General features: G+C 61.4%; 17 protein-coding genes and 1 tRNA gene. 14 read left to right on the forward strand and 4 right to left on the reverse strand.

The genetic code is table 11. The features are described 5' to 3' along the window. Positions 1-162: 162 nt before the first annotated feature. The 4 genes from V5B39_RS13930 to V5B39_RS13945 form a co-directional block, all read right to left on the reverse strand. The gene (locus tag V5B39_RS13930) at positions 163-321 is read right to left on the reverse strand and encodes a hypothetical protein (RefSeq protein WP_332343489.1); all 159 of its coding nucleotides are present in this window, start codon (positions 319-321) and stop codon (positions 163-165) included. Beyond that, positions 318-524 (reverse strand): IS3 family transposase, encoded by a 207-nt coding sequence (locus V5B39_RS13935; protein ID WP_332343490.1) that lies wholly within the window; start codon positions 522-524, stop codon positions 318-320. Before V5B39_RS13935 ends, V5B39_RS13930 begins: the two co-directional genes overlap by 4 nt. 174 nt (positions 525-698) lie before the next feature. Further along, a complete protein-coding gene (gene pbpC / locus V5B39_RS13940; RefSeq protein WP_332343491.1) occupies positions 699-2,861 on the reverse strand; it encodes a penicillin-binding protein 1C in 2,163 nt (720 codons plus the stop codon). After that, entirely contained in the window at positions 2,858-8,662 is a 5,805-nt protein-coding gene (locus V5B39_RS13945; RefSeq protein WP_332343492.1) for an MG2 domain-containing protein, read from the reverse strand. The genes pbpC and V5B39_RS13945 overlap by 4 nt, the downstream gene beginning before the upstream one ends. A 374-nt stretch (positions 8,663-9,036) precedes the next feature. On the opposite strand from V5B39_RS13945, the gene secG reads away from it, so the two are divergent. The 14 genes from secG (at position 9,037) to nuoL (ending at position 21,121) form a co-directional block, all read left to right on the forward strand. After that, positions 9,037-9,408 (forward strand): preprotein translocase subunit SecG, encoded by a 372-nt coding sequence (secG, locus tag V5B39_RS13950; RefSeq protein WP_332343493.1) that lies wholly within the window; start codon positions 9,037-9,039, stop codon positions 9,406-9,408. A gap of 64 nt (positions 9,409-9,472) precedes the next feature. After that, positions 9,473-9,557 (forward strand) — tRNA-Leu (locus V5B39_RS13955). Between the two features lie 58 nt (positions 9,558-9,615). Beyond that, entirely contained in the window at positions 9,616-9,990 is a 375-nt protein-coding gene (locus V5B39_RS13960) for an NADH-quinone oxidoreductase subunit A (RefSeq protein WP_332343509.1), read from the forward strand. A gap of 3 nt (positions 9,991-9,993) precedes the next feature. Continuing rightward, positions 9,994-10,470: a NuoB/complex I 20 kDa subunit family protein gene (locus tag V5B39_RS13965; protein ID WP_034924343.1), complete on the forward strand. Its 477-nt coding sequence runs from the start codon at positions 9,994-9,996 to the stop codon at positions 10,468-10,470. Positions 10,471-10,493: 23 nt separating this feature from the next. Then, positions 10,494-11,099 carry an NADH-quinone oxidoreductase subunit C gene (locus V5B39_RS13970; protein ID WP_332343494.1) on the forward strand — a complete coding sequence of 202 codons (606 nt, stop codon included), beginning with the start codon at positions 10,494-10,496 and terminating at the stop codon, positions 11,097-11,099. After that, positions 11,092-12,345, forward strand: coding sequence for an NADH-quinone oxidoreductase subunit D (locus V5B39_RS13975; RefSeq protein WP_332343495.1), 1,254 nt, complete (start codon positions 11,092-11,094; stop codon positions 12,343-12,345). Before V5B39_RS13970 ends, V5B39_RS13975 begins: the two co-directional genes overlap by 8 nt. Further along, positions 12,345-12,818: an NADH-quinone oxidoreductase subunit NuoE gene (gene nuoE, locus V5B39_RS13980; RefSeq protein WP_034952668.1), complete on the forward strand. Its 474-nt coding sequence runs from the start codon at positions 12,345-12,347 to the stop codon at positions 12,816-12,818. Before V5B39_RS13975 ends, nuoE begins: the two co-directional genes overlap by 1 nt. Before the next feature lie 26 nt (positions 12,819-12,844). Beyond that, entirely contained in the window at positions 12,845-14,146 is a 1,302-nt protein-coding gene (gene nuoF / locus V5B39_RS13985) for an NADH-quinone oxidoreductase subunit NuoF (RefSeq protein ID WP_332343510.1), read from the forward strand. Positions 14,147-14,157: 11 nt separating this feature from the next. Beyond that, positions 14,158-16,491 carry an NADH-quinone oxidoreductase subunit NuoG gene (gene nuoG, locus V5B39_RS13990; RefSeq protein WP_332343496.1) on the forward strand — a complete coding sequence of 778 codons (2,334 nt, stop codon included), beginning with the start codon at positions 14,158-14,160 and terminating at the stop codon, positions 16,489-16,491. Next, a complete protein-coding gene (gene nuoH, locus V5B39_RS13995) occupies positions 16,488-17,540 on the forward strand; it encodes an NADH-quinone oxidoreductase subunit NuoH (RefSeq protein ID WP_332343497.1) in 1,053 nt (350 codons plus the stop codon). The genes nuoG and nuoH overlap by 4 nt, the downstream gene beginning before the upstream one ends. Before the next feature lie 10 nt (positions 17,541-17,550). Further along, positions 17,551-18,039 carry an NADH-quinone oxidoreductase subunit NuoI gene (gene nuoI / locus V5B39_RS14000; RefSeq protein ID WP_034952664.1) on the forward strand — a complete coding sequence of 163 codons (489 nt, stop codon included), beginning with the start codon at positions 17,551-17,553 and terminating at the stop codon, positions 18,037-18,039. A gap of 12 nt (positions 18,040-18,051) precedes the next feature. After that, complete coding sequence (locus tag V5B39_RS14005) at positions 18,052-18,654, forward strand: NADH-quinone oxidoreductase subunit J (RefSeq protein ID WP_034952662.1); 603 nt, start codon at positions 18,052-18,054, stop codon at positions 18,652-18,654. A gap of 87 nt (positions 18,655-18,741) precedes the next feature. Next, the gene (gene nuoK, locus V5B39_RS14010; RefSeq protein WP_034924362.1) at positions 18,742-19,047 is read left to right on the forward strand and encodes an NADH-quinone oxidoreductase subunit NuoK; all 306 of its coding nucleotides are present in this window, start codon (positions 18,742-18,744) and stop codon (positions 19,045-19,047) included. A gap of 1 nt (position 19,048) precedes the next feature. Next, positions 19,049-21,121, forward strand: a complete 2,073-nt coding sequence (nuoL, locus tag V5B39_RS14015) for an NADH-quinone oxidoreductase subunit L (RefSeq protein ID WP_332343498.1) — start codon at positions 19,049-19,051, stop codon at positions 21,119-21,121. Positions 21,122-21,137: the final 16 nt, after the last annotated feature.

Below are 21,137 nucleotides of genomic sequence, written 5' to 3' on the forward strand. Positions count from 1 at the left end.
GCACCTCGGTGGCATCCTCCACGCGCTTAAGTCCGGGTGCGTAGGACGCCCCGTCGTCACGGCCGAAATACGAGTGTGCCGCGCCGATGGCCAAGACCAGGTAGCCGTAGCCGATGCGCTGGCCGTCCATCAGCACGTCCTGCGTGACGGCGTCGACACCGCTTACCTTGCCATCCCGCCGAAGCCGGCGCCAACGATCACCACCCGCGGTACACCGTCGAGCGCAAAGGCTGGCTGGCCAGCGAGCTGCAGAGAGCGACGGTGCAAGGCGCGCTCGACCAGTGCATCCAGCTTTTTCGTCTGCCCAAGGGTGGGCTTCATGCGACCCGTTTTTCCTGATGCGGCTCGCTGATCGAGTTTTCCAGAAACTGAACAGGCGACTTGTAGCCGAGGGTCGAATGCGGGCGTTTCCGGTGGTAAAAAATCTCGATGTATTCCAGGGGGGCTGCCTTGATCTCGGCGCGCGTCGCGGAGCGAACGCCCTGCACCCGCTCGTTCTTGAAGCGCTTGAACCCGCTCTCCATCCTCTACACCCGACTGTAGCACCGGACTTCCGGCAGCGAGTATCGCCTCGTCGAGTGTGGTTGCGATTTCAGCAAGATCGGAGGTTACAGATTGCGGCCGTTTGCGCATCAGCCACGGCGGCGATTTCTGGCAGGAATGGCAGGAATTCGCCCGTGCGTGCGCAAGACGCGTATTCAGCGCGAGGATGCCTGCCCCAGCCTTCGCAAACCCCTTACCTCGAACCGCACCCGGTCGAGTTCCTTGCCCTGCGCGTCCACCAGCGCCACCTCGTGTCGGCCCGGCATCGGTTGCCAGAGCTGCAACGCATCCGCGCGCAGGCGGGTGCCGTCGTCAAGCTCGAACCAGTGGCCGCGCACCGCGGTGCGTGCCATCAGCATCACCCGCTGGCGGTCGCGGGGAATGTCCGGATCGACGGCATAGATTGCACCGTTCGCTGGCGACTCGATGCGTGAACGGCTGGCAACGGCACTTACCGGGGTGACCGTCGCGGCTTCGGTCCCCGCCACGAACCATTCCTCGCGCGTCGGCTCGCTGCCGTCCGCATAGACGACACGCTGGCGGACAAGGCCCACCGGCGGCTCGCGCCGGGCAGGCGCGACGCCCTGCTGCAGGAAATCCATCAGCTCGCGCCAGACCGGTGCGGCGCCGGTGACGCCGGAGACATCGTGCATGGGCTTGCCCGAGAAGTTGCCAACCCACACTCCCACCGTGTAGCGGTCGCTGTAGCCCACCGCCCAGTTGTCGCGCATGTCCTTGCTGGTGCCGGTTTTCACGCTCGCCGCGTAGCGCGTGGCCAGCGGACTGGCGAGACCGAAGGTCAGCGCGCGCGCAGCCGGGTCGGCGAGGATGTCACCGACGATGAATGCCGCTTGCGCGGTCACGACCTGCACCCTTTCATCGTCCCGCGTCTGCGCGGTCGGCGTGCTGATCACTGCCCCTGACCAGCCGCCATTGGCCAGCGTGCGATAGGCATTGGTCAGTTGCAGCAGCGTCACGTCCGCCCCCCCCAGCGCCAGTGCGTAGCTGTAGTGGTGGGCATCGCGGTCGAGCGTGTCGAAGCCCAGCCTCTTCAACTGCTGATAGAACGCCTCGTGGCCCACCAGCGTGACCGTGCGTACCGCGGGCACATTCAGCGAAGAGGCCAGCGACTGGCGCAGCGACACGCTGCCCCGGAAAGTGTGGTCGTAGTTTTGTGGCACATACAGCCCCGCCGGTGTCGTGACCGCCAGCGGCGAGTCATCGAGAATCGACGCTGCGGTCAGCAGTTGCTTCTCGATCGCCAGCGCGTAGAGGAAGGGTTTGAGTGTGCTGCCCGCTTGCCGTCGCGCCGTCACGCCGTCCACCTCACCGGCGTTCGACAGGCCGCCGCTGGAACCTACCCAGGCGAGGATCTCGCCGGTGGGGTTGTCGAGCACGACCAGCGCGCCGTCCTCGACATGGCGTCCGCTCAGTTCGTGCAGGTGCCGCGTCAGCGTCTCGACGGCAAAGCGTTGCACGCGTGCGTCCAGCGTACTCACCAGCCTTTGTCCCGGTGCCGTGAGCAGTCGGCGTGCGAGATGCGGAGCATCGCCGCCGATGGCATGCCGCGCTGACCCGTGCCGCAGTCCCTGCGCCGCCATCGACTGGATCAGCAGGCATTCTTCCGAGTCCACGCCGAGCGCCAGCAGCGCGCAGGCCCGGCGTGCAACCTGTGCCAGGCGGGCATTCGGTGCGCGCACCAGCGACGCCAGCAGGGCACTCTCATTGCGGTCCAGCCCCGCCGCCCGTTTGCCGAACAGTGCGCGCGCGGCTGCGTCAATGCCTTCGAGTTCCCCGCGGAAAGGCGTGAGGTTGAGCCATGCTTCCAGTACCTCGTCCTTGCGCCATGAGCGCTCGATCGCGAGCGCCTGTCGCATCTGCCGCCACTTCTGCAGCGCGTCGCGTGTACCGCCCCTGGCGAGTTTCGGGTGTACAGCCGCCGCCACCTGCATGGTCAGCGTGCTGCCGCCGCGCCGCCCCCCGGTCACGGTCTGCCAGAATGCGCCGGCCATGCCGGGCCAGTCCACCCCGGCGTGCGCGTGGAAGCGGCGATCTTCGGCAGCCAGCACCGCCGCCACCAACGCGGGCGACACCTCGGTCGGCGCAATCCAGTCGCCGCGGCGGCGCTGGTGGTCCAGGCGCACACGCGACAGCGGCTCGCCATGGCGGTCGAGCAGCCAGGCATCGGAAGCGCGCCAGTCCGTGCGCACCGAGTCGAGCGGAACGACCGGATACGGCGCGATGAACATCGACAGTGCCAACGCACCTGCGGTGGCGAGCGTGCCACCGGCAAGTGCCAGGAGAACCCGTCGTTTCACGGCACCACTGCCAGCACCGAGTTTGGCACGGCACCGAACATTTCCGGAGCATACATCGCCTCCACCCGGGTGGCCGGGAGGTCGAAGCGGCCAGGGTTGTTCACACGCACTGTGTACTCCAGCTTGAAATGGCCCTTGGGAACGAACTCGTAGTAAGCCCGGTAGGCCTCGAAGCTGCGCTCGACGAACATTGGTCCTGCCGCCCCGGCGCGCATCTCGCCTGCGGTCAGCGAAGCGGCATCGCGACCGAGGCCGGAACCCAGGATCGCCGCACCGCCGGGGATCGGATCATCAATCACCACCCAGGTCATGTCGCTTTGCGCGTCGATTTCCAGCGTCACGCGGTAAACGTCGCCGCGTGACCAGACCGCCTGCTCCTTCTGCTCCACCGGCGTCAGCGTGCGCTTGATGCGGTAGCCGGTAAACAACGGCGCCTTCAGGGGCAGCGCCGCGCGCGACTGCACGATTGCCCACGGTGCACCCTGGCCGGTGTGCGTCAGCGAGAACATTTCGCGCGCCGGAGGCCATTCGAAGTCACGCGTCTGCCTGGCATTGCTCACTGGGAGATTGAGCGTCGTGCCACCGAGTGTGGCGACCGCGGTGCCGCTTGCCGGCACCTGCTCGAAGGCTTGCGCAAAGCGCGCAATCGCGACCGTACCCCAGGCATTGGCGACCGTGGTGCCCCAGTGCCCGTGCTTCTGCCGCGCCAGCGACCCGCGCACGAGGCGTCCCAGGTCCTCCCGCCAGTCGGCTTCGTTCAGGACGGCCAGTAACGCGCGGTTGGCGTTCACGTCCGCCGACACCATGAGCCACCACAGCGCATCCGTGCGCTCGCTGGAGAAGGTCATCACCGTGCCCTGGAAATTCAGGCGTCCGCGCAGCAGATCCAGCGCTTCCTGCAGCCGCTCGGTGCGGCGCGGCAACTTGTCTACCCGCTGCAGAATGCCGATCCAGTCGAGCAACGCCGAGGTCGGCCACAGCGCCGGGTCGATGCTGATCGATTCCAGCATCTCCGGTTTGGCGCGGCCGTGCCGTGCAAGGGCTTCGATGGCGGCGAGCTTGCGTACGGTCAGGTCCGCCGTTGGCAACGCACTGCCGCGTACGATACGGCCCGTCGCGAATGCTTCCAGTCCTTTCAGCATGCGATCTTGTGCCTGTTCCGGCCATTCCCGGCCGCTGGCGTTGGCGATCTGTACCAGATACGCGGTCAGCGCATCACTGCCCTGTGCCCAGTCCACCGGGAAGTAACGGGCCAGCCCGTCGTGGTCCAGATGGTTGGGCAGGCTGCCGGTGACACTCTTCCACAAGGCATCATCGCCCAGGCCGATGGCCCGTGAGGTGCGCTGTTCGATGCAGGTGTAGGGGTAGCGCTGAAAATACTCGCGCACGCCGGACATCTCGCCGGCCAGGGTTCTCATCACTTCCACGCGGATGCCGCCGCGCCCCGGCACCGCTCCGGCCGGACGTTCTGCCGGGAATTCCAGGCGTTTGTCGAGCTGGGCGAGCGTCGCCTGATAAACCCGCACCGGATGCACTTCGATGACCTTCTGCGCCACACGCAGCCGGTCGCGCGTGTTGTCCTGGGCGGTTGCCGTCACTTCCCAGTACAGGCCGGTGATATTGACCGGCACCTTGACCGGCACGGAGACGAGCTTCGCTTCATTGGCGGCGAGCGCTACTGCGGCATGGCCGTTGGCGATCACGCGGCCGTTGGGATCGTCCGCCGGCAGGTCGCGCAGCGACCACTCGAAACGTGCCGCCAGCGCCTGGACGGTGGTGTTGCGCAGCGTGAACATGCCGGAGAATTCGTCCTGTTCGCGCACCAATGGCGGCAGGCCGGAGAGCAGCATCAGGTCCTGCGTGGTGCGGATGTTGGCGCGGCCGGTGCCGAACCGGTCGGCACCGGCCTGCGCGACAGCCACGATGCGGAAGGCGGACAGCGCGTCGTTGAGTGGTACGTCCACCACGGCGTGGCCCTGCGCGTCGAGCGGGACGCGAGCCTTCCACGTCAGCAGCGTATCGAACAATTCACGCGCGCCGCCCTGTCCGCCGCCGCCGCCGGGCGCTGCCGCCTTCTTGCCGAAGTGCCGTTTGCCGATCACCTGACCCTGCGCCGTAGCGGTGCTCACTTCCACGGGACGCTCGCCCAGCAGGGCATCGAGCAGATTCCACGAGGAGTTGTCCGACAGCTCCAGCAGCCCTTCGTCCACCGCGGCGAGTGCGATCTCACCGAGGGCGGCGGGTTTGCCGTCGCTATCCGTGACCTGGACGTTTACGCGCGCCGTTTCGCGCACCCGGAAAACGTCGCGGTCGGGGGTGACCTTCACCGCGAGCGTGTAAGCACGGTGTCCAACCTGAATTTCGGCCATGCCGAGCTTGTAGGCGGGCTTGGACAGGTCCACCAGCGCCGTCGGGCGGGTGTCGCGCTCGACCGGGATTTCGTCCACCAGCCCGAGCCAGTAGCCCAGACGGTAGAACGCGCGCTTCAGCCACGCGTACGGACCCGGCACTTCGGGATCGACGCGCCCGCGCACGGCGAGTGCCGACACGAAGACGTTGGGACCGTAGCTGCCGATGATCGGTACTTCGATGACCGGCGATTGGCCATCGAGCACTACCACTTTCTGCTCCAGCACGCCTTCGCGCTCGACTGTCACCAGCACGGTTGCCGAACGGAACGGCATGCGCACCTGGAACTTCGCCGTCTCGCCCGGCTCATAGTGCTTTTTCTCCGGAATCAGGTCGATGCGGTCGCTGTCCGAGGGGTCGAACCACCACTCGTCGGCACCGCGAACCCAGACGCTGGTGCTTGCCAGCGCCTCGCGGCCCTGCTTGTCCTGCGCGCGCGCCAGCAGGATCAGCTCGCCGGACAGACCGGGCTTGACCGTGCAGAACAGGAAGCCGCGCTCGTCTGTGGTGCCCGAGCAGCCGCCACCGAGTTTTTTCGTTTCGGTCGTCGATTCGTAGGCGTAGAAGCCGCCGATCAAACGCCGTCGGCTGGAAAAGCTCTTGCGCTCGTAGAGATCGACCCGCACCGCTTGACTGGCGAGCGGTTTGCCGGCCGGATCGAGCGCCACCACCTGCGCCCGCACGCCGTTTTTGTTGGCCACCCAGCCGTCGGGCTTGAGGCCGAGGTAAAGCGCTGCGGGATGCAAGGCGACGCGGGTTGCAACGGCCAGGCGTTCGCCGTTCGGATCATTGTATTCCATCTCGACGAACAGACTGGCGGGCCGAACGACCGGCGCGAGCTGGTCAATCGAAATCGCCGCCGTGCCAGCGCCATCGAGCGTCAACGTGCGTGCGGCCGTGGGGCCCGCGCCCTGGTTGCCGGGAGCGCCGCCGTCCTCGTCAGGATCGTAGGTACCGAAGGCGTCGGTGGACGAGCCGATGACGATTCCTTCCTGCAGGGGTTCGCTATCGAAACGGAAGCCGGGGTAACTCGCGAACGACACCCCGCGGTTCTCGATCCGATGGCGCACCTTCACCGGCAGGCCGGAGGCGGGACCGCCAGAAAGGTAATTCACCGCCGCGTCGAGCTTGGCCGCTGATGGGCGGATCAACGGATCTTTCGGTGCGGCGAGTGCAGCGCGCATCAGCGGCACGCGGAACGCTTCCACACGGAATTCGGCCTGTCCCTGGATGTCCCGCCCCGGCCAGTTGAGCCGGTAGCTGCCGAGCTTGGCCTCGGGCGGAATCTTCCAGGCGCCGTCGGCCACGCCCTGGTCGTCGAAGTGCGCGGTGAGCTTGAACTTCTGGCCGCTGCCGAGATGTTCGATCTCGATCGCGGACGGCAATTCGGCACGGCCTGGAATGCGGAAACCGGCGCTGACCGGTACGCGTGCGACGTGTTTCATGCTGACCGTCTCGCCGGCGCGGAACAGCGTGCGGTCAAACACCGTATGGATGGACAGCGGCGTCCTGCGGTCGGTGTTGTGGCGCAGGTTGAAATTCCACGGCTGGATGCCCTCGTTCCAGTCCGAATACGTGAACGACAGGTCTTCGCCCACGCGCGCGAACGCCACCAGCGCGCGCCGGTAGTCGCCGCATTTCGCAACGTCCTGCGCGAAGGGAAGTCGGTTGCCTGCCTGGGCAATCCCGTTCGCATCGGTGGTACCGGTGAACCAGGCCTGGCCCGTGCAGTCGCGCACGCTGACCTTGGCTTCGGCCACCGGTTTGCCGCTGTCGAGCGCGGTTACCCAGACCAGCGACCCTTCACGACCATGTTTGAGGTGCACGGCAAGGTTCGTGACGAGCACGCTGGTCGACACGTAATAAGGCCTGTCCGCATCGTGCAGTGCGCGCCCGAGGCGTGGGCTTGCCAGCTCCACGATGTAAAACCCGGGCTTCGGCAGCGGAATGCCGATCACCTCCATCGGCTTGTCGCCGCCGGGGCGCGGCAGTTCGAAGGCAGTCGCCTGGTCGCCTTCCCGGATGGCCGAAATTTCGCCCTCGCGCGGATAGGAGCGGTTTTCGCCGCGCAGCCGGTCAAAGTATTCCGATTCCTTGTTCAGGAAACGCTGCAGCCGCTGCATGATCTGCGTCTCGTCGTCGGCGAGGCGCAGCGAGCGGCCGGGGACAGCGGCGGTCGCCGGTAGCGCGATCTTCTGTCCGGCCAGCGTGGGCTCCACATTGCGTACCGTCACCGGCAGCACCGGCTCGGCCTTCAGTTCGAGGATACCGAAGCGGCCCGGAAACTTCACCAGCGGCGGGTACTCGTCGGTGGCCGTGGGCAGCGGGAAGGAGGCCTTGTTCTTGGGTTCGCGGCCGGCGTCATCCTTGAAACCGTTCGGCAGTTCGACGGTGAACCGGGTTTTCTCCGGGAACGGGCCGCGGAACTCGACGCTGTCCACGGTCTTGGCGTGTGGCTCCAGCACCGGTTCGAAGGTCTGCCCTGGTTCGCTTTTCAGCCGGATGCCTGCCGCCGCTGCGCGCGGCACCGGTGCGTTGAACGCCAGCCTGATCGGGGTGATCGGCAGGCAGGCCGCGTCCTTTTTGACGCGCTGGCAAGTCAGGTCGACCACGAAATCGGGCCGCACCCGGAACGTTAGCCGCTGCGGTGCCCCGCGCGCGAGGCCGGTCTTCGATTTCACCTCGGGACCGATCACAATGGACACCTGCGCACCGGCCGGCAGCCGCCGCGCGCATTTCGCGCCGGCCACCGGCAGATCGCGGAAGCGTTTGTCCTCGACCTTCAGCTTGCCGATGGCGAAGTCACGGCCCTCCGGGAAATAGAGTCTGAACAGGTTGAACGCGTTGTTCCGGTTGGCTGTCAGCAGTTCGCGGGTTTCCTTTTCCGGCAGCAGCTTGAGCGGAATCTGTTCGTTGATCCCGTCCGCTTCGCACCAGGCACCGGCAAAGCTCGCCGGGTCGAGCGGCGCATCGAAAGCGAGCAGGAAGATCTGCTCTTCGTCGATCTCTTCTTCTCCCTCGCCGGGGAGCGAAGACATCACCGCCGGGCCACCGGTGTCGAACGTAAATTCCCGCTTGCCCGCCAAGGCCGTCCCGGCTGCAGACGTCAGACCCGCGTTCAGTGTGAAGCGGCAGCGCTGGCCCGCCGGCAGGTCTGCAGCGAAGTCATAGATCCAGTTCCTCTGATCGGCCCAGCGGCCACGCCCCTGGGTGCGCTCGGGATCGCCTTCGCATTTGATACTGAAGGGGTCGGCCAGGCGCGGGTCACCGAAAGCGACCATTGGCTCGGAAAAGCGCACGGCCACCTGGCGCACTCCCTTTGCCTGACCCTGCGGGGTAAAGCGGTCTACCTGCGGCGTACCTGCCGCACCGACCACCAGCGCCACCGCCACCAGCGCAATAACCTGCACAATCCTTGCCAACCATCTCGTACGTTGCCGCATGATCAGACCTTTCGATAATCGCATGACCTTCAACCCGCCGTGCCCGCGACTCCGCGCGTCCCGTGAACACGGCCCTTCCGTCCAGACTGTTTATATCAGACCCGGTGCAATCAATGTCAAATCCGAGAAATGAACGGCGTAGCGCCGCGATCCCTGGTCAGTAAAGCGGTAAAGGATAGCGCGATACGGCGGCGCGCACCCCGATAGCGAATAGTCAAATAGTCAAGTAATTGACCCATGCCGAACGAACTGGCTATAATCTGCAAGTTTTTTCGGCGTGGTCCAGCCTGCGACGCGTGGCGCCTGGTCGAACAAGAGGTGATATGGACTATCTTTTTTCTGTAGTGCTGGTAGTGCACATTCTGGCTGCGATCGGCGTCATCGGCCTGGTCCTGGTGCAGCACGGCAAAGGCGCCGACATGGGCGCGGCTTTTGGCAGCGGTGCTTCCGGTAGCCTGTTCGGCGCCACCGGTTCGGCCAACTTTCTGAGTCGCGCTACGGCCATCCTGGCGACCGCGTTTTTTGTGACCAGTCTGTCGCTCGCCTATCTGGCTTCAAGCAAACCAAAAACGACTGGCAGTGTGATGCAGGATGCGGTAAACTCTGCCCCTGTTTCAGCGCCGCCCACGGGTAGTGTTGAGCAGGGAACAAGCCCGGCGAATCCCGATTCGAAAGCCAAGGATATTCCCAGGTAATCTGGTTTCAAGGCAGCGGCAAGAGATGCAGGATTCCTCGTTGACTCGTTCGCTGCCATGTTGTGCCGACGTGGTGAAATTGGTATACACGCTATCTTGAGGGGGTAGTGACTTCGGTCGTATGAGTTCGAGTCTCATCGTCGGCACCAGGAGAAGCCATTCGATTGGGTGGCTGTAGTCTGAAATGAAGCGCTTGTGGGGCGGATCATGCTGGAGAGTTATTTCCCGGTATTTGTCTTCATACTGGTTGGCATTGCTTTTGGTATTGCGCCCGTCGTGACTGGTCTGGTGGTCGCACCGCATCGCCCAGACAGCGAAAAGCTCTCTCCTTACGAGTGCGGCTTCGAGGCTTTTGAAGACGCGCGCATGAAGTTCGATGTGCGCTATTACCTGATCGCCATCATCTTCATCCTGTTTGACCTTGAGGTGGCCTTTCTCTTGCCCTGGGCGACGATCTTCAAGGAAATCGTGCAGACCGATTCGGTTCGGTGGTTCGGTTTCATCGAGATGCTGGTATTTATTGCCATCCTCGTTGTGGGTTACATCTACGCCTGGGCCAAGGGCGCTCTGGATTGGGAGTGAGTGATGGGCATCGAAGGCATCCTTCAGGAAGGTTTCGTCACCACCACGGCCGACAAGCTGATCAATTATGTTCGTACGGGTTCGATCTGGCCGATGAGCTTTGGGCTCGCCTGCTGCGCCATCGAGATGATCCATGCGGGTTGCTCGCGCTACGATCTGGACCGTTTCGGAATCGTTTTCCGCCCCAGCCCGCGCCAGTCCGATGTGATGGTTGTTGCCGGGACGCTGACCAACAAGATGGCGCCGGCCATGCGTAAGGTTTACGATCAGATGGCCGAGCCGCGCTGGGTGGTTTCGATGGGTTCCTGCGCCAATGGTGGCGGTTACTATCATTATGCGTACTCCGTGGTGCGCGGTTGCGACCGGATCGTTCCGGTCGACATCTACGTTCCGGGTTGTCCCCCGACTGCCGAGGCGCTGATCTACGGCCTGATCCAGCTACAGAACAAGATTCGCCGGACTAACACCATCGCCCGCTGAAAACAACCAACCGAGAGTGAGCCATGTTCGCCACGCTGGAAGCGCTTAGCCAGAATTTGCAGAAACATCTCGGTGATCGAGTCAAATCCCTGAAGGTGGCGCTCGGTGAAGTGACCATCGAGGTCGATGCCGCCGACTACCTGACGGTGATGCAGACTCTTCACGACGAGCCGGAACTGTGTTTCGAAGAATTGATCGACCTCTGTGGCGTCGATTATTGGACCTATGGCAACGTGCGGCGGGAAGGCCGGCGTTTCGCTGCAGTCAGTCACCTTTTGTCGATCAGCAGGAACTGGCGGCTGCGCGTTCGCTGCTTTGCACCCGATGACGATTTTCCCTCGCTGCCTTCGATCATCTCGGTCTGGAACAGCGTCAACTGGTTCGAGCGTGAGGCTTTCGACCTGTTCGGAATCGTTTTTCCAGGGCACGAAGACCTGCGCCGCATCCTCACCGACTATGGCTTCATTGGACATCCGTTCCGCAAGGATTTTCCGGTTTCAGGTTATGTCGAGATGCGCTACGACCCAGAACAGCAGCGGGTCATCTATCAGCCGGTGACTATCGAGCCGCGCGAGATCACGCCGCGGATCGTTCGCGAAGCGACTTACGGGAACGTCGACAATGCCTGAACTGCGCAACTTCACCCTGAATTTCGGGCCGCAGCATCCGGCAGCACACGGTGTTCTGCGGATGGTGCTTGAGTTGGACGGTGAGGTGGTGATGCGTGCCGATCCGCACATCGGCCTGCTCCACCGCGCGACCGAAAAACTGGCCGAGAACAAGACCTGGATCCAGTCGGTACCCTACATGGATCGCCTCGACTACATGTCGATGATGTGCAACGAGCATGCTTACTGCATGGCGATCGAAAGGCTCCTGAATATCGAGGTGCCGATCCGTGCCCAATACATTCGGGTGATGTTCGACGAGATCACCCGTATCCTCAACCATCTGCTCTGGATCGGCTGTCACGGCCTTGATGTCGGTGCGATGACCATGGTGCTTTATGCCTTCCGGGAGCGTGAAGATCTGGTCGATGCCTATGAAGCAGTTTCGGGCGCGCGCATGCATGCTGCCTACTACCGGCCGGGCGGGGTTTACCGTGATCTGCCGGATCGGATGGCGCAGTATAAGGAGTCGAAGTGGAAGAGTGCCGCCCAGATCAAGCCCTTCAACGACGTTCGCAGCGGCTCCCTGCTGGATTTTCTTGACGATTTCGTCAGCCGCTTTCCGAAATTGCTCGACGAGTACGAAACGTTGCTCACCGACAACCGCATCTGGAAGCAGCGTCTGGTGAATGTCGGCATCGTCTCGCCGGAGCGGGCGCTGCAGCGCGGCTTTACCGGACCGATGTTGCGTGGATCCGGTATCGCCTGGGATCTGCGCAAGAAACAGCCTTACGAAGTCTATGACCGGATCGATTTTGACATTCCGGTAGGCGTTACCGGCGATTCCTACGATCGCTATCTGGTCCGCATGGAGGAGATGCGCCAGTCCAACCGGATCGTCAAGCAGTGTATCGACTGGTTGCGGCAGAACCCGGGCCCGGTGATGTCCGACAATCACAAGGTGGCCCCGCCGGATCGCGAAGCCATGAAGTCCAACATGGAAGAATTGATCCACCACTTCAAGCTCTGTACCGAAGGTATTCATGTGCCGGAAGGTGAAGTCTATTCGGCGGTCGAGCACCCCAAGGGAGAGTTCGGCATCTACGTGATTTCCGATGGTGCCAACAAGCCCTATCGCTTGAAGATCCGTCCTCCGGGTTATGTGCACCTGTCGGCAATGGACGAGATGGTGCGCGGTCACATGCTGGCCGACGTGGTGACGATTATTGGTTCCCAGGACGTTGTTTTTGGCGAGATTGACCGCTGATGTTGACTTCAGAATCCCTCAAGAGAATCGATCGCGAAATTGCCAAGTACCCGGTCGACCAGAAACAGTCGGCGGTCATGGCGGCGCTGGCCATCGCGCAGGAACAGCAGGGCTGGCTCTCCAGCGAAGCCATCGAGGCGGTGGCCAACTACCTCGGCATGGCTCCGGTTGCCGCCTACGAGGTGGCGACCTTCTACAACATGTACGATCTGAAGCCGGTTGGCAAATATAAGGTGTCGGTGTGTACCAATCTGCCATGCATGCTCAGCGGCGGCGTCGATGCCGGCGAATACCTGCAGAAAAAGCTGGGAATCGGCTATAACGAGACGACTGCCGATGGCCTGATCACGCTCAAGGAGGGTGAGTGCATGGGGGCTTGTGGTGATGCGCCGGTGATGATCGTCAATAACCGTCGCATGTGCAGTTGGATGAATCCCGAGCAAATCGACAAACTGTTGGCGGAGCTCAAGTAATGGCGATTCTCGGCGCACTCAACCCGATGCTCAGCGTCGGTCTGGACGGTGACAAGGCTTGGCGCTTGGCGGATTATGTCAAGCGTGGCGGTTACTCGGCGCTACGGCGAGTTCTCGAACAAAAGATCCCCCAGAGCGAGGTCATCAACGAAGTCAAGAAGTCGGTTCTGCGCGGTCGTGGCGGTGCCGGATTTCCGACGGGCCTCAAATGGAGTTTCATGCCGCGCTCGTTTCCCGGCGACAAGTATGTGGTGTGCAATTCCGACGAAGGTGAACCGGGCACCTTCAAGGATCGCGACATCCTGCGTTACAACCCGCATTCGGTCATCGAGGGAATGGCCATCGCAGGCTACGCGATGGGTGCTGCACGGGGTTACAACTACATCCACGGCGAAATCTGGGAACTCTACGAGCGCTTCGAGGAAGCCCTCGATGAAGCTCGAGCCGCTGGTTTTATCGGCTCCGACCTGCTGGGCTCGGGTGTCAGTTTCGAACTCTTTGCGCATCACGGTTACGGTGCCTATATCTGTGGCGAAGAAACCGCACTGCTTGAATCGATCGAGGGCAAGAAGGGGCAGCCGCGCTTCAAGCCGCCTTTCCCAGCGTCATTCGGCCTCTATGGCAAGCCGACCACGATCAACAACACCGAAACCTTCGCCTCGATTCCGTACATCATGAACTTGGGCGGGGAGGCCTATCTCGAAGCCGGCAAGCCAAATAACGGCGGAACCAAGCTGTTCTCGGTTTCGGGTCACGTGAACCGGCCAGGGAACTACGAAATTCCCCTCGGCACGCCATTTGCCACCTTGCTTGAAATGGCGGGTGGTATGCGGGGTGGCCGGAAACTGAAAGCCTGCATTCCGGGTGGTTCCTCGGCGCCGGTCGTTCCCGCGGCGACGATGATGAATGCCACCATGGACTACGATGGCATCAGCAAGGCAGGTTCGATGCTGGGTTCGGGTGCGGTCATCGTCATGGACGAGACGACCTGCATGGTGAAAGCACTGGAGCGGCTATCGTTCTTCTACTACGAAGAATCCTGCGGCCAGTGCACGCCATGCCGTGAAGGAACCAGCTGGCTTTACAAGGTGGTGCATCGCATCGAGAACGGCCAGGGTCGCCCTGGCGACCTCGATCTGCTCGAGAGTGTGACCACCAACATCATGGGCCGCACCATTTGCGCGCTTGGCGATGCCGCTTCGATGCCGGTGCAGAGCTTCATCAAGCATTATCGCGACGAGTTCGCGTACCACATTGAACACAAGAAGTGCCTTGTGCCCGTTGATGTGCAGCGTGCCGGCAGTAGCTTCTTTACGGCAACGGTTTAGGGTACGAGACGATGGAAATCGAAATCGACGGCAAAATTGCACAGGTACCCGATGGCAGTACCATCATGGATGCTGCACAGCAGATAGGGGCTTATATCCCGCATTTCTGTTATCACAAGAAGCTCTCGATCGCGGCCAATTGCCGGATGTGTCTGGTACAGGTCGAAAAGGCGCCGAAGCCCCTGCCTGCCTGTGCGACCCCGGTGACCAACGGCATGAAGGTGTTCACCCATTCCGAACTGGCGGTCAAGGCGCAGAAAGGCGTGATGGAATTCCTGCTGATCAATCACCCGCTCGATTGCCCGATCTGCGATCAGGGTGGCGAGTGCCAGCTTCAGGATCTGGCGGTGGGTTATGGCGGCAGTGCCTCGCGTTTTCAGGAAGACAAGCGAGTCGTTTTCCACAAGGATGTCGGTCCTCTGATCTCGATGCAGGAAATGGCACGCTGCATCCACTGCACTCGCTGCGTTCGCTTCGGGCAGGAAATTGCCGGCGTGATGGAACTCGGCATGGCCAACCGCAACATGCATTCGGAGATCACCACTTTTGTCGGTCGTTCGGTCGATTCCGAGCTTTCCGGCAACATGATCGACCTGTGCCCGGTAGGTGCTCTGACCTCCCGGCCGTTCCGCTACTCGGCACGGAGCTGGGAGTTGTCGCGGCGCCGCTCGATCAGCCCGCACGACAGCATTGGCGCCAACCTGACCGTGCAGGTCAAGAACAACGTCGTGATGCGCGTTCTGCCGCGTGACAACGAAGACGTCAATGAATGCTGGATTTCCGACAAGGAACGTTTTTCCTACGAAGCGTTGAATTCTTCGGCCAGGCTCGCCAAACCGATGATTCGTGTCGACGGCGCGCTGCGCGAAGTCGACTGGAATGTCGCCCTCGATTACGTTTCGCATGCCCTCAAGGATGTCATCAGCAACAGCGGCGAGGCATCGCTGGCGGCGCTGGCTTCGCCGCAGTCGACGCTCGAAGAACTCTACCTGCTGCAGAAACTGACGCATGGTCTCGGTTCGGGTAACGTCGACTTTCGCCCGCGGCGTCGTGATTTTTCGTCGGACGGCAAACTGGCGGGCATCCCCTGGCTCGGTCTCAAGCTCTCCGAAATCAAGAACCTCGACGCCGCGTTGGTGGTAGGCAGCTTTCTGCGCAAGGATCATCCGCTGTTCGCCCAGCGCCTGCGTCAGTTGGCCAAAAAAGGGGGCAAGGTCAGTTTGCTCTCGTCCAGTGGCGACGATTCGCTGATCAATCTGCATGCGCAGCTGACCGTTTCTCCCGCTGATCTGCCGCTTGCACTGGCTGCGGTCGTCAAGGCAGCCGCACAGTTGAAAAATGAGGCAGCACCTGCCGGACTGGATTCGATCGATCCTTGCGCGACCAGCCAGGCGATCGCCAGGAGTCTGCTCGATGGCGAGCAGCGGGCGGTGTTCCTCGGCAATGCCGCCGAGCAGCATCCGCAAGCGGCACAACTGCATGTTCTGGCCATCGAACTCGCACGGCTGACCGGGGCCACCTGTGGTTTTATCGGAGAGGCGGCCAACAGTGTGGGTGGGCATATCGCGAAGGCTTTGCCGACAGCGCTCAACGCTTACGAGATGTTCGCTCAACCCCGCAAGGCCTATATCCTGCTTGGTGTCGAACCAGAACTCGATTGTTATGATCCGCAACAGGCGCTAGCCGCGCTCAAGGAAGCCGCAGTGGTCGTCATGTTGACGCCATTCGGCGACGGCATGGCGCCGGACTACGCCGACGTCCTGCTGCCGATCACACCCTTTACCGAGACTTCTGGATCCTTCGTAAACACCGAAGGTCGTATCCAGAGTTTCACCGGGGTTGTTCGCCCCTTTGGCGATGCGCGTCCTGGTTGGAAGGTGCTGCGTGTGCTGGGCAACTTGCTGGCGCTAGCGGGTTTCGACCAGAACTCGAGCGAGCAGGTGAGAGACGAAATGGTTCCCGCGGGAAGCCCCTTTGTTGCCGGCCTCGACAATCGCATCAGCGGCGTTCCTCTGTCCCTGTCATTGATGGCGCCGGCTGGCGAGTTGCAACGCATTGCCGATGTACCGATCTATTTTGCCGACCCGCTGGCTCGTCATGCTCCGGCACTCCAGAAAACGCGTGACGCGGTGGCCCCGACAGCGCGCATGAATGCGGCAACGCTGGCGAGGCTTGCCGTCACCGACGGGGCTCCGGTACGCCTCCGGCAGGGGAACGGCGAGGCGGTTCTCACCGCCAGGGCCGACGAGACAGTGCCGGCGGGCTGTGTTCGCGTCGCGGCAGCGCATGTGACGACGGCAGCACTGGGTGAAATGTTCGGTGCGATCAACGTGGAGCGTGCATGATGATCGATGCGCTGCAGGGATTGTTGCAAGGGATTTTCGGGGCGGTGTTTCCGCTGGTCTGGGTCCTGCTGAAGATCGTTCTGATCATCGCGCCGCTGCTGCTCTGCGTCGCCTATCTGACTTTCTGGGAACGCAAGGTGATCGGCTGGATGCAGGTGCGTATCGGCCCGAACCGGGTCGGCCCCTGGGGGCTGATTCAGCCGATCGCCGACGGCCTGAAGCTGTTGTTGAAAGAGGTAGTCATTCCGACCGGTGCGGACAAGAGCGTCTTTCTGCTCGCGCCGATGTTCGCCTTTGCGCCGGCGCTGGCCGCCTGGGCGGTGGTTCCGTTCAACGACACGCTGGTCCTGGCGAACGTCAACGCCAGCCTGCTCTACATCATGTCGATTACCTCGATCGGCGTCTATGGAATCATTCTTTCGGGATGGTCCTCGAATTCGAAATATGCCTTTCTCGGGGGCATGCGCTCCGCAGCCCAGATGATTTCGTACGAAGTTGCCATGGGGCTGGCACTGGTGGTGGTGTTGATGGTTTCGAACAGTCTCAACCTCGGCGACATCGTGAACGGCCAGGGGCGAGGCTATTTCGTTGATCGGGGGCTGGGATTCCTGTCGTGGAACTGGTTGCCGCTGCTGCCGATGTTTGTCGTTTATCTGACCTCGATCGTCGCCGAGACCAACCGTGCGCCATTCGATCTGGCAGAAGGCGAATCCGAGATCGTTGGCTTCCACGTTGAATATTCCGGAATGGCTTTTGCGGTGTTCTTCCTGGCCGAATATGCCAACATGATCCTGGTGTCGACGCTGACCGCAATCCTGTTTCTCGGCGGCTGGCTGTCGCCGGTAGGTTTCCTGCCGGATGGCATTCTGTGGCTATTCCTGAAGATCTCCGCGGTGCTGTTCGTTTTTCTCTGGGTTCGCGCCACCTTCCCTCGCTATCGCTACGACCAGATCATGCGTCTGGGCTGGAAAGTGTTCATCCCGCTGTGCCTGATATGGCTGGTCGTGGTCGGCACCTGGATGATGTCGCCCTTGAACATCTGGAAGTGAGAGGCTAGTCATGGGTTCGATGAAGGAAATTTTCAACAGCCTCCTGCTCAAGGAACTTTTGAAGGGCTTGTCGGTGACCGGGCGCTACATGTTTGCCCGCAAGATCACCGTGCAGTACCCGGAAGAAAAGACACCACAGAGCTTTCGCTTCCGCGGCCTGCACGCGCTGCGACGCTATCCGAATGGTGAGGAGCGGTGTATTGCGTGCAAGTTGTGTGAGGCGGTTTGTCCGGCGATGGCCATTACCATCGAGTCGGATCAGCGTGAGGATGGTTCGCGGCGGACCACCCGTTACGACATTGACCTGACGAAGTGCATTTTCTGTGGCTTTTGCGAGGAAGCCTGCCCGGTCGATGCCATCGTCGAAACGCGGATTTTCGAGTACCACGGGGAGACACGGGGCGACCTCTACTACACCAAGCCGATGTTGCTGGCCAATGGTGACCGCTACGAAGCGCAGATCGCCGAAGACCGCGAACTCGACTCGAAATACCGCTGACAGGCCGACACGATGGAATTCAAGACCTTCGTTTTTTACTTTCTCTCGGCGATCCTGGTGTTTGCCGGGTTACGGGTGATTACCGCACGCAACCCGGTGCATGCAGCGCTCTATCTGGTGCTCGCGTTCTTTTCCGCGAGTGGCGTGTGGATGCTGTTGCAGGCCGAGTTTCTGGCGATCGCGCTGGTGCTGGTCTATGTCGGCGCAGTGATGGTGCTCTTCCTGTTTGTGGTCATGATGCTCGACATCAATCTCGATCGCCTGCGTGAAGGATTCTGGAGTTACCTGCCGCTGGGTGCGATCATTGCCTTGCTGATGGTCACTGAAATGGCTCTGGTTCTGGGGGGGAATTACCTGGGGCTATTCGAGAGCAGCGTCCCACAGGCGGCCTCTGACGCCAGCAACGTCCAGGCTGTCGGGCGGTTGATGTTCACCGAATATATGTATCCCTTCGAACTGGCGTCGGTCATTCTGCTTGTCGGGATTGTTGCCGCGGTGGCCCTGACGCAGCGCGAGAAGCGCAAGAACAAGTCGGTCGATGCGTCGCAGCAGGTTTTCGTGAAAGCCAGGGATCGTGTGCGCGTGCTGCAGATGCCCGCGGAGAAGCGCGACTGAGCAAGCGGTTTGACAGCAGCACCACAAGACTGAAAAAGAGGGGTGGCGAAATGTCCCACCTCATGCAGAAGGAATCAGGGAGGTACCTTGCTTACACTGTCCCATTTTTTGATCCTGGGCGCGATTCTGTTCGCGATCAGCGTCGTCGGCATCTTTCTTAACCGCAAAAATCTGATCATCATATTGATGTCGATCGAGTTGATGCTGCTGGCAGTGAACATGAATTTCATCGCCTTTTCCCACTATTTGCAGGATCTCGCCGGACAGGTCTTCGTGTTCTTCATCCTGACCGTCGCTGCAGCCGAGTCGGCAATCGGGCTGGCGATTCTCGTGGTGCTGTTCCGCAATCTCAAGACCATCCACGTGGATGATCTGGGCAGCCTGAAGGGTTGACATGGAAATGCAAAAGCTCTACCTGCTGGTTCCTCTGGCCCCGCTGGTGGGTGCCATCATTGCTGGCCTGTTCTGCCGTGTGATTCCGCGCTGGGTGGCGCACACCGTGACTACTGGCGGGGTGGCGATCGCCTGTCTCGTGTCGTACGTGATCTTCAAGGACGTGATGGCCGGCAATACCTACAACGGCCCGGTGTATCAGTGGCTGTCGTCAGGGGACTATCATTTCGAGGTGGGTTTCCTGATCGATCAACTGACGGTCACCATGATGCTGGTGGTCACCTCGGTTTCCCTGATGGTGCATATCTACACCATCGGCTACATGCAGGACGATCCTGGATACAACCGTTTCTTCAGCTACATTGCCCTGTTCACGTTCTCAATGTTGATGCTCGTGATGAGCAACAACTTCATGCAGCTCTTTTTCGGTTGGGAGGCCGTTGGCCTGGTTTCCTATCTGCTGATTGGTTTCTGGTATACCCGGCCGACGGCGATCTTCGCCAACCTGAAAGCATTCCTGGTCAACCGCGTCGGGGACTTCGGTTTTATCCTGGGCATCGGCTTGGTGCTTGCCCACTTCGGTACACTCGATTACGCCGCTGTTTTTGCCAAAGCGCCGGAGTTGGCTGCTCATACCACCCTCGCGTTGTTTGGTGAAGGTCGGGGGGTGGCGTTGATGACGGCGATCTGCATCCTGTTGTTCATCGGCGCGATGGGCAAGTCGGCGCAGGTTCCCCTGCATGTCTGGCTACCCGATTCAATGGAAGGTCCGACACCAATCTCTGCGCTGATTCATGCGGCGACCATGGTGACTGCGGGCATCTTCATGGTGGCGCGCATGTCTCCCCTGTTCGAGCTTTCCGATACGGCGCTGTCCTTCGTCGTCGTCATCGGTTCGATCACGGCACTGTTCATGGGTTTCCTCGGTATCATCCAGAACGACATCAAGCGCGTCGTGGCCTATTCGACGCTGTCCCAGCTTGGTTACATGACCGTCGCGCTTGGCGTCTCGGCTTATTCCGTGGCGATCTTTCATCTGATGACGCATGCGTTCTTCAAGGCGCTGTTATTCCTCGCCGCCGGTTCGGTGATCATCGGCATGCACCACGATCAGGACATCCGCAACATGGGGGGGCTGCGCAAGTATATGCCGATCACCTGGATGACCTCTCTGATCGGTTCTCTGGCACTGATCGGCACCCCTTTCTTTGCCGGCTTCTATTCCAAGGATTCGATCATTGAAGCGGTCGCCCTGTCGCACATTCCGGGCGCCGGTTTTGCCTATTTTGCCGTGATGGCTGGCGTGTTCGTCACCGCTTTTTACTCGTTCCGGATGTATTTCCTGGTGTTTCATGGCCAGGAGCGCTTCGGCAAGGCAGCACCCCATGACCATCATGCCGCGCACGGCAAATCAGAACACCATGCGACGCATGACGAGCACGCGCATCCGGCGGATGACGCGCATGTCGAGCACCATGGCCTGGCTCCAGGTCAGAAGCCGCACGAGACGCCGTGGGTGGTGACCTTGCCCCTGATCATGCTGGCCATCCCCTCGGTGATCATCGGCTATATTGCGATCGAGCCGATGCTGTTTGGCGACTACTTCAAGGGCGCAATCTTCATTGATGCCAAGGCGCATCCGGTCGTCGAAGAACTGGCGCATCATTTCCATGGTGCTTTCGCCATGGCGACACACGCAGTCACCACCGCGGTCTTCTGGCTGGCCTTCCTCGGTGTGGCTCTGGCCTGGTTCCTGTACTTGAAGCGGCCGGACATTCCGGAAACCATCAAGGCACGCTGCGGATTTCTATACACCCTGCTTGACAACAAATATTACTTTGACAAGTTCAACGACGTGTTCTTTGCCGGAGGCGCACGCCTGCTCGGTCGAGGACTCTGGAAGGGTGGCGACGCTGGCCTGATCGACGGCATCATCGTCAATGGTTCTGTACACCTCGTGGGCTGGTTTGCGACCCTGGTTCGTCTGTTCCAGACGGGTCACATTTACCACTACGCTTTTACGATGATTATCGGCGTGTTCGTCTTGATGACCCTGTGGGTCACGCGCGCCTGAGCTAGAGAAAGACTGG

It is taken from the genome of Accumulibacter sp. (genome assembly GCF_036625275.1).
In the GTDB taxonomy this organism is placed as follows: domain Bacteria; phylum Pseudomonadota; class Gammaproteobacteria; order Burkholderiales; family Rhodocyclaceae; genus Accumulibacter.

What these genes read in the sequence shown, in the direction of transcription:
- V5B39_RS13930 (WP_332343489.1), bottom strand. Translation starts at nt 321, where the DNA reads ATGAAGCCCACCCTTGGGCAGACGAAAAAGCTGGATGCACTGGTCGAG.
- V5B39_RS13935 (WP_332343490.1), bottom strand. Translation starts at nt 524, where the DNA reads ATGGAGAGCGGGTTCAAGCGCTTCAAGAACGAGCGGGTGCAGGGCGTT.
- secG (WP_332343493.1), top strand. Translation starts at nt 9,037, where the DNA reads ATGGACTATCTTTTTTCTGTAGTGCTGGTAGTGCACATTCTGGCTGCG.
- V5B39_RS13960 (WP_332343509.1), top strand. Translation starts at nt 9,616, where the DNA reads ATGCTGGAGAGTTATTTCCCGGTATTTGTCTTCATACTGGTTGGCATT.
- V5B39_RS13965 (WP_034924343.1), top strand. Translation starts at nt 9,994, where the DNA reads ATGGGCATCGAAGGCATCCTTCAGGAAGGTTTCGTCACCACCACGGCC.
- V5B39_RS13970 (WP_332343494.1), top strand. Translation starts at nt 10,494, where the DNA reads ATGTTCGCCACGCTGGAAGCGCTTAGCCAGAATTTGCAGAAACATCTC.
- V5B39_RS13975 (WP_332343495.1), top strand. Translation starts at nt 11,092, where the DNA reads ATGCCTGAACTGCGCAACTTCACCCTGAATTTCGGGCCGCAGCATCCG.
- nuoE (WP_034952668.1), top strand. Translation starts at nt 12,345, where the DNA reads ATGTTGACTTCAGAATCCCTCAAGAGAATCGATCGCGAAATTGCCAAG.
- nuoF (WP_332343510.1), top strand. Translation starts at nt 12,845, where the DNA reads ATGCTCAGCGTCGGTCTGGACGGTGACAAGGCTTGGCGCTTGGCGGAT.
- nuoG (WP_332343496.1), top strand. Translation starts at nt 14,158, where the DNA reads ATGGAAATCGAAATCGACGGCAAAATTGCACAGGTACCCGATGGCAGT.
- nuoH (WP_332343497.1), top strand. Translation starts at nt 16,488, where the DNA reads ATGATGATCGATGCGCTGCAGGGATTGTTGCAAGGGATTTTCGGGGCG.
- nuoI (WP_034952664.1), top strand. Translation starts at nt 17,551, where the DNA reads ATGGGTTCGATGAAGGAAATTTTCAACAGCCTCCTGCTCAAGGAACTT.
- V5B39_RS14005 (WP_034952662.1), top strand. Translation starts at nt 18,052, where the DNA reads ATGGAATTCAAGACCTTCGTTTTTTACTTTCTCTCGGCGATCCTGGTG.
- nuoL (WP_332343498.1), top strand. Translation starts at nt 19,049, where the DNA reads ATGGAAATGCAAAAGCTCTACCTGCTGGTTCCTCTGGCCCCGCTGGTG.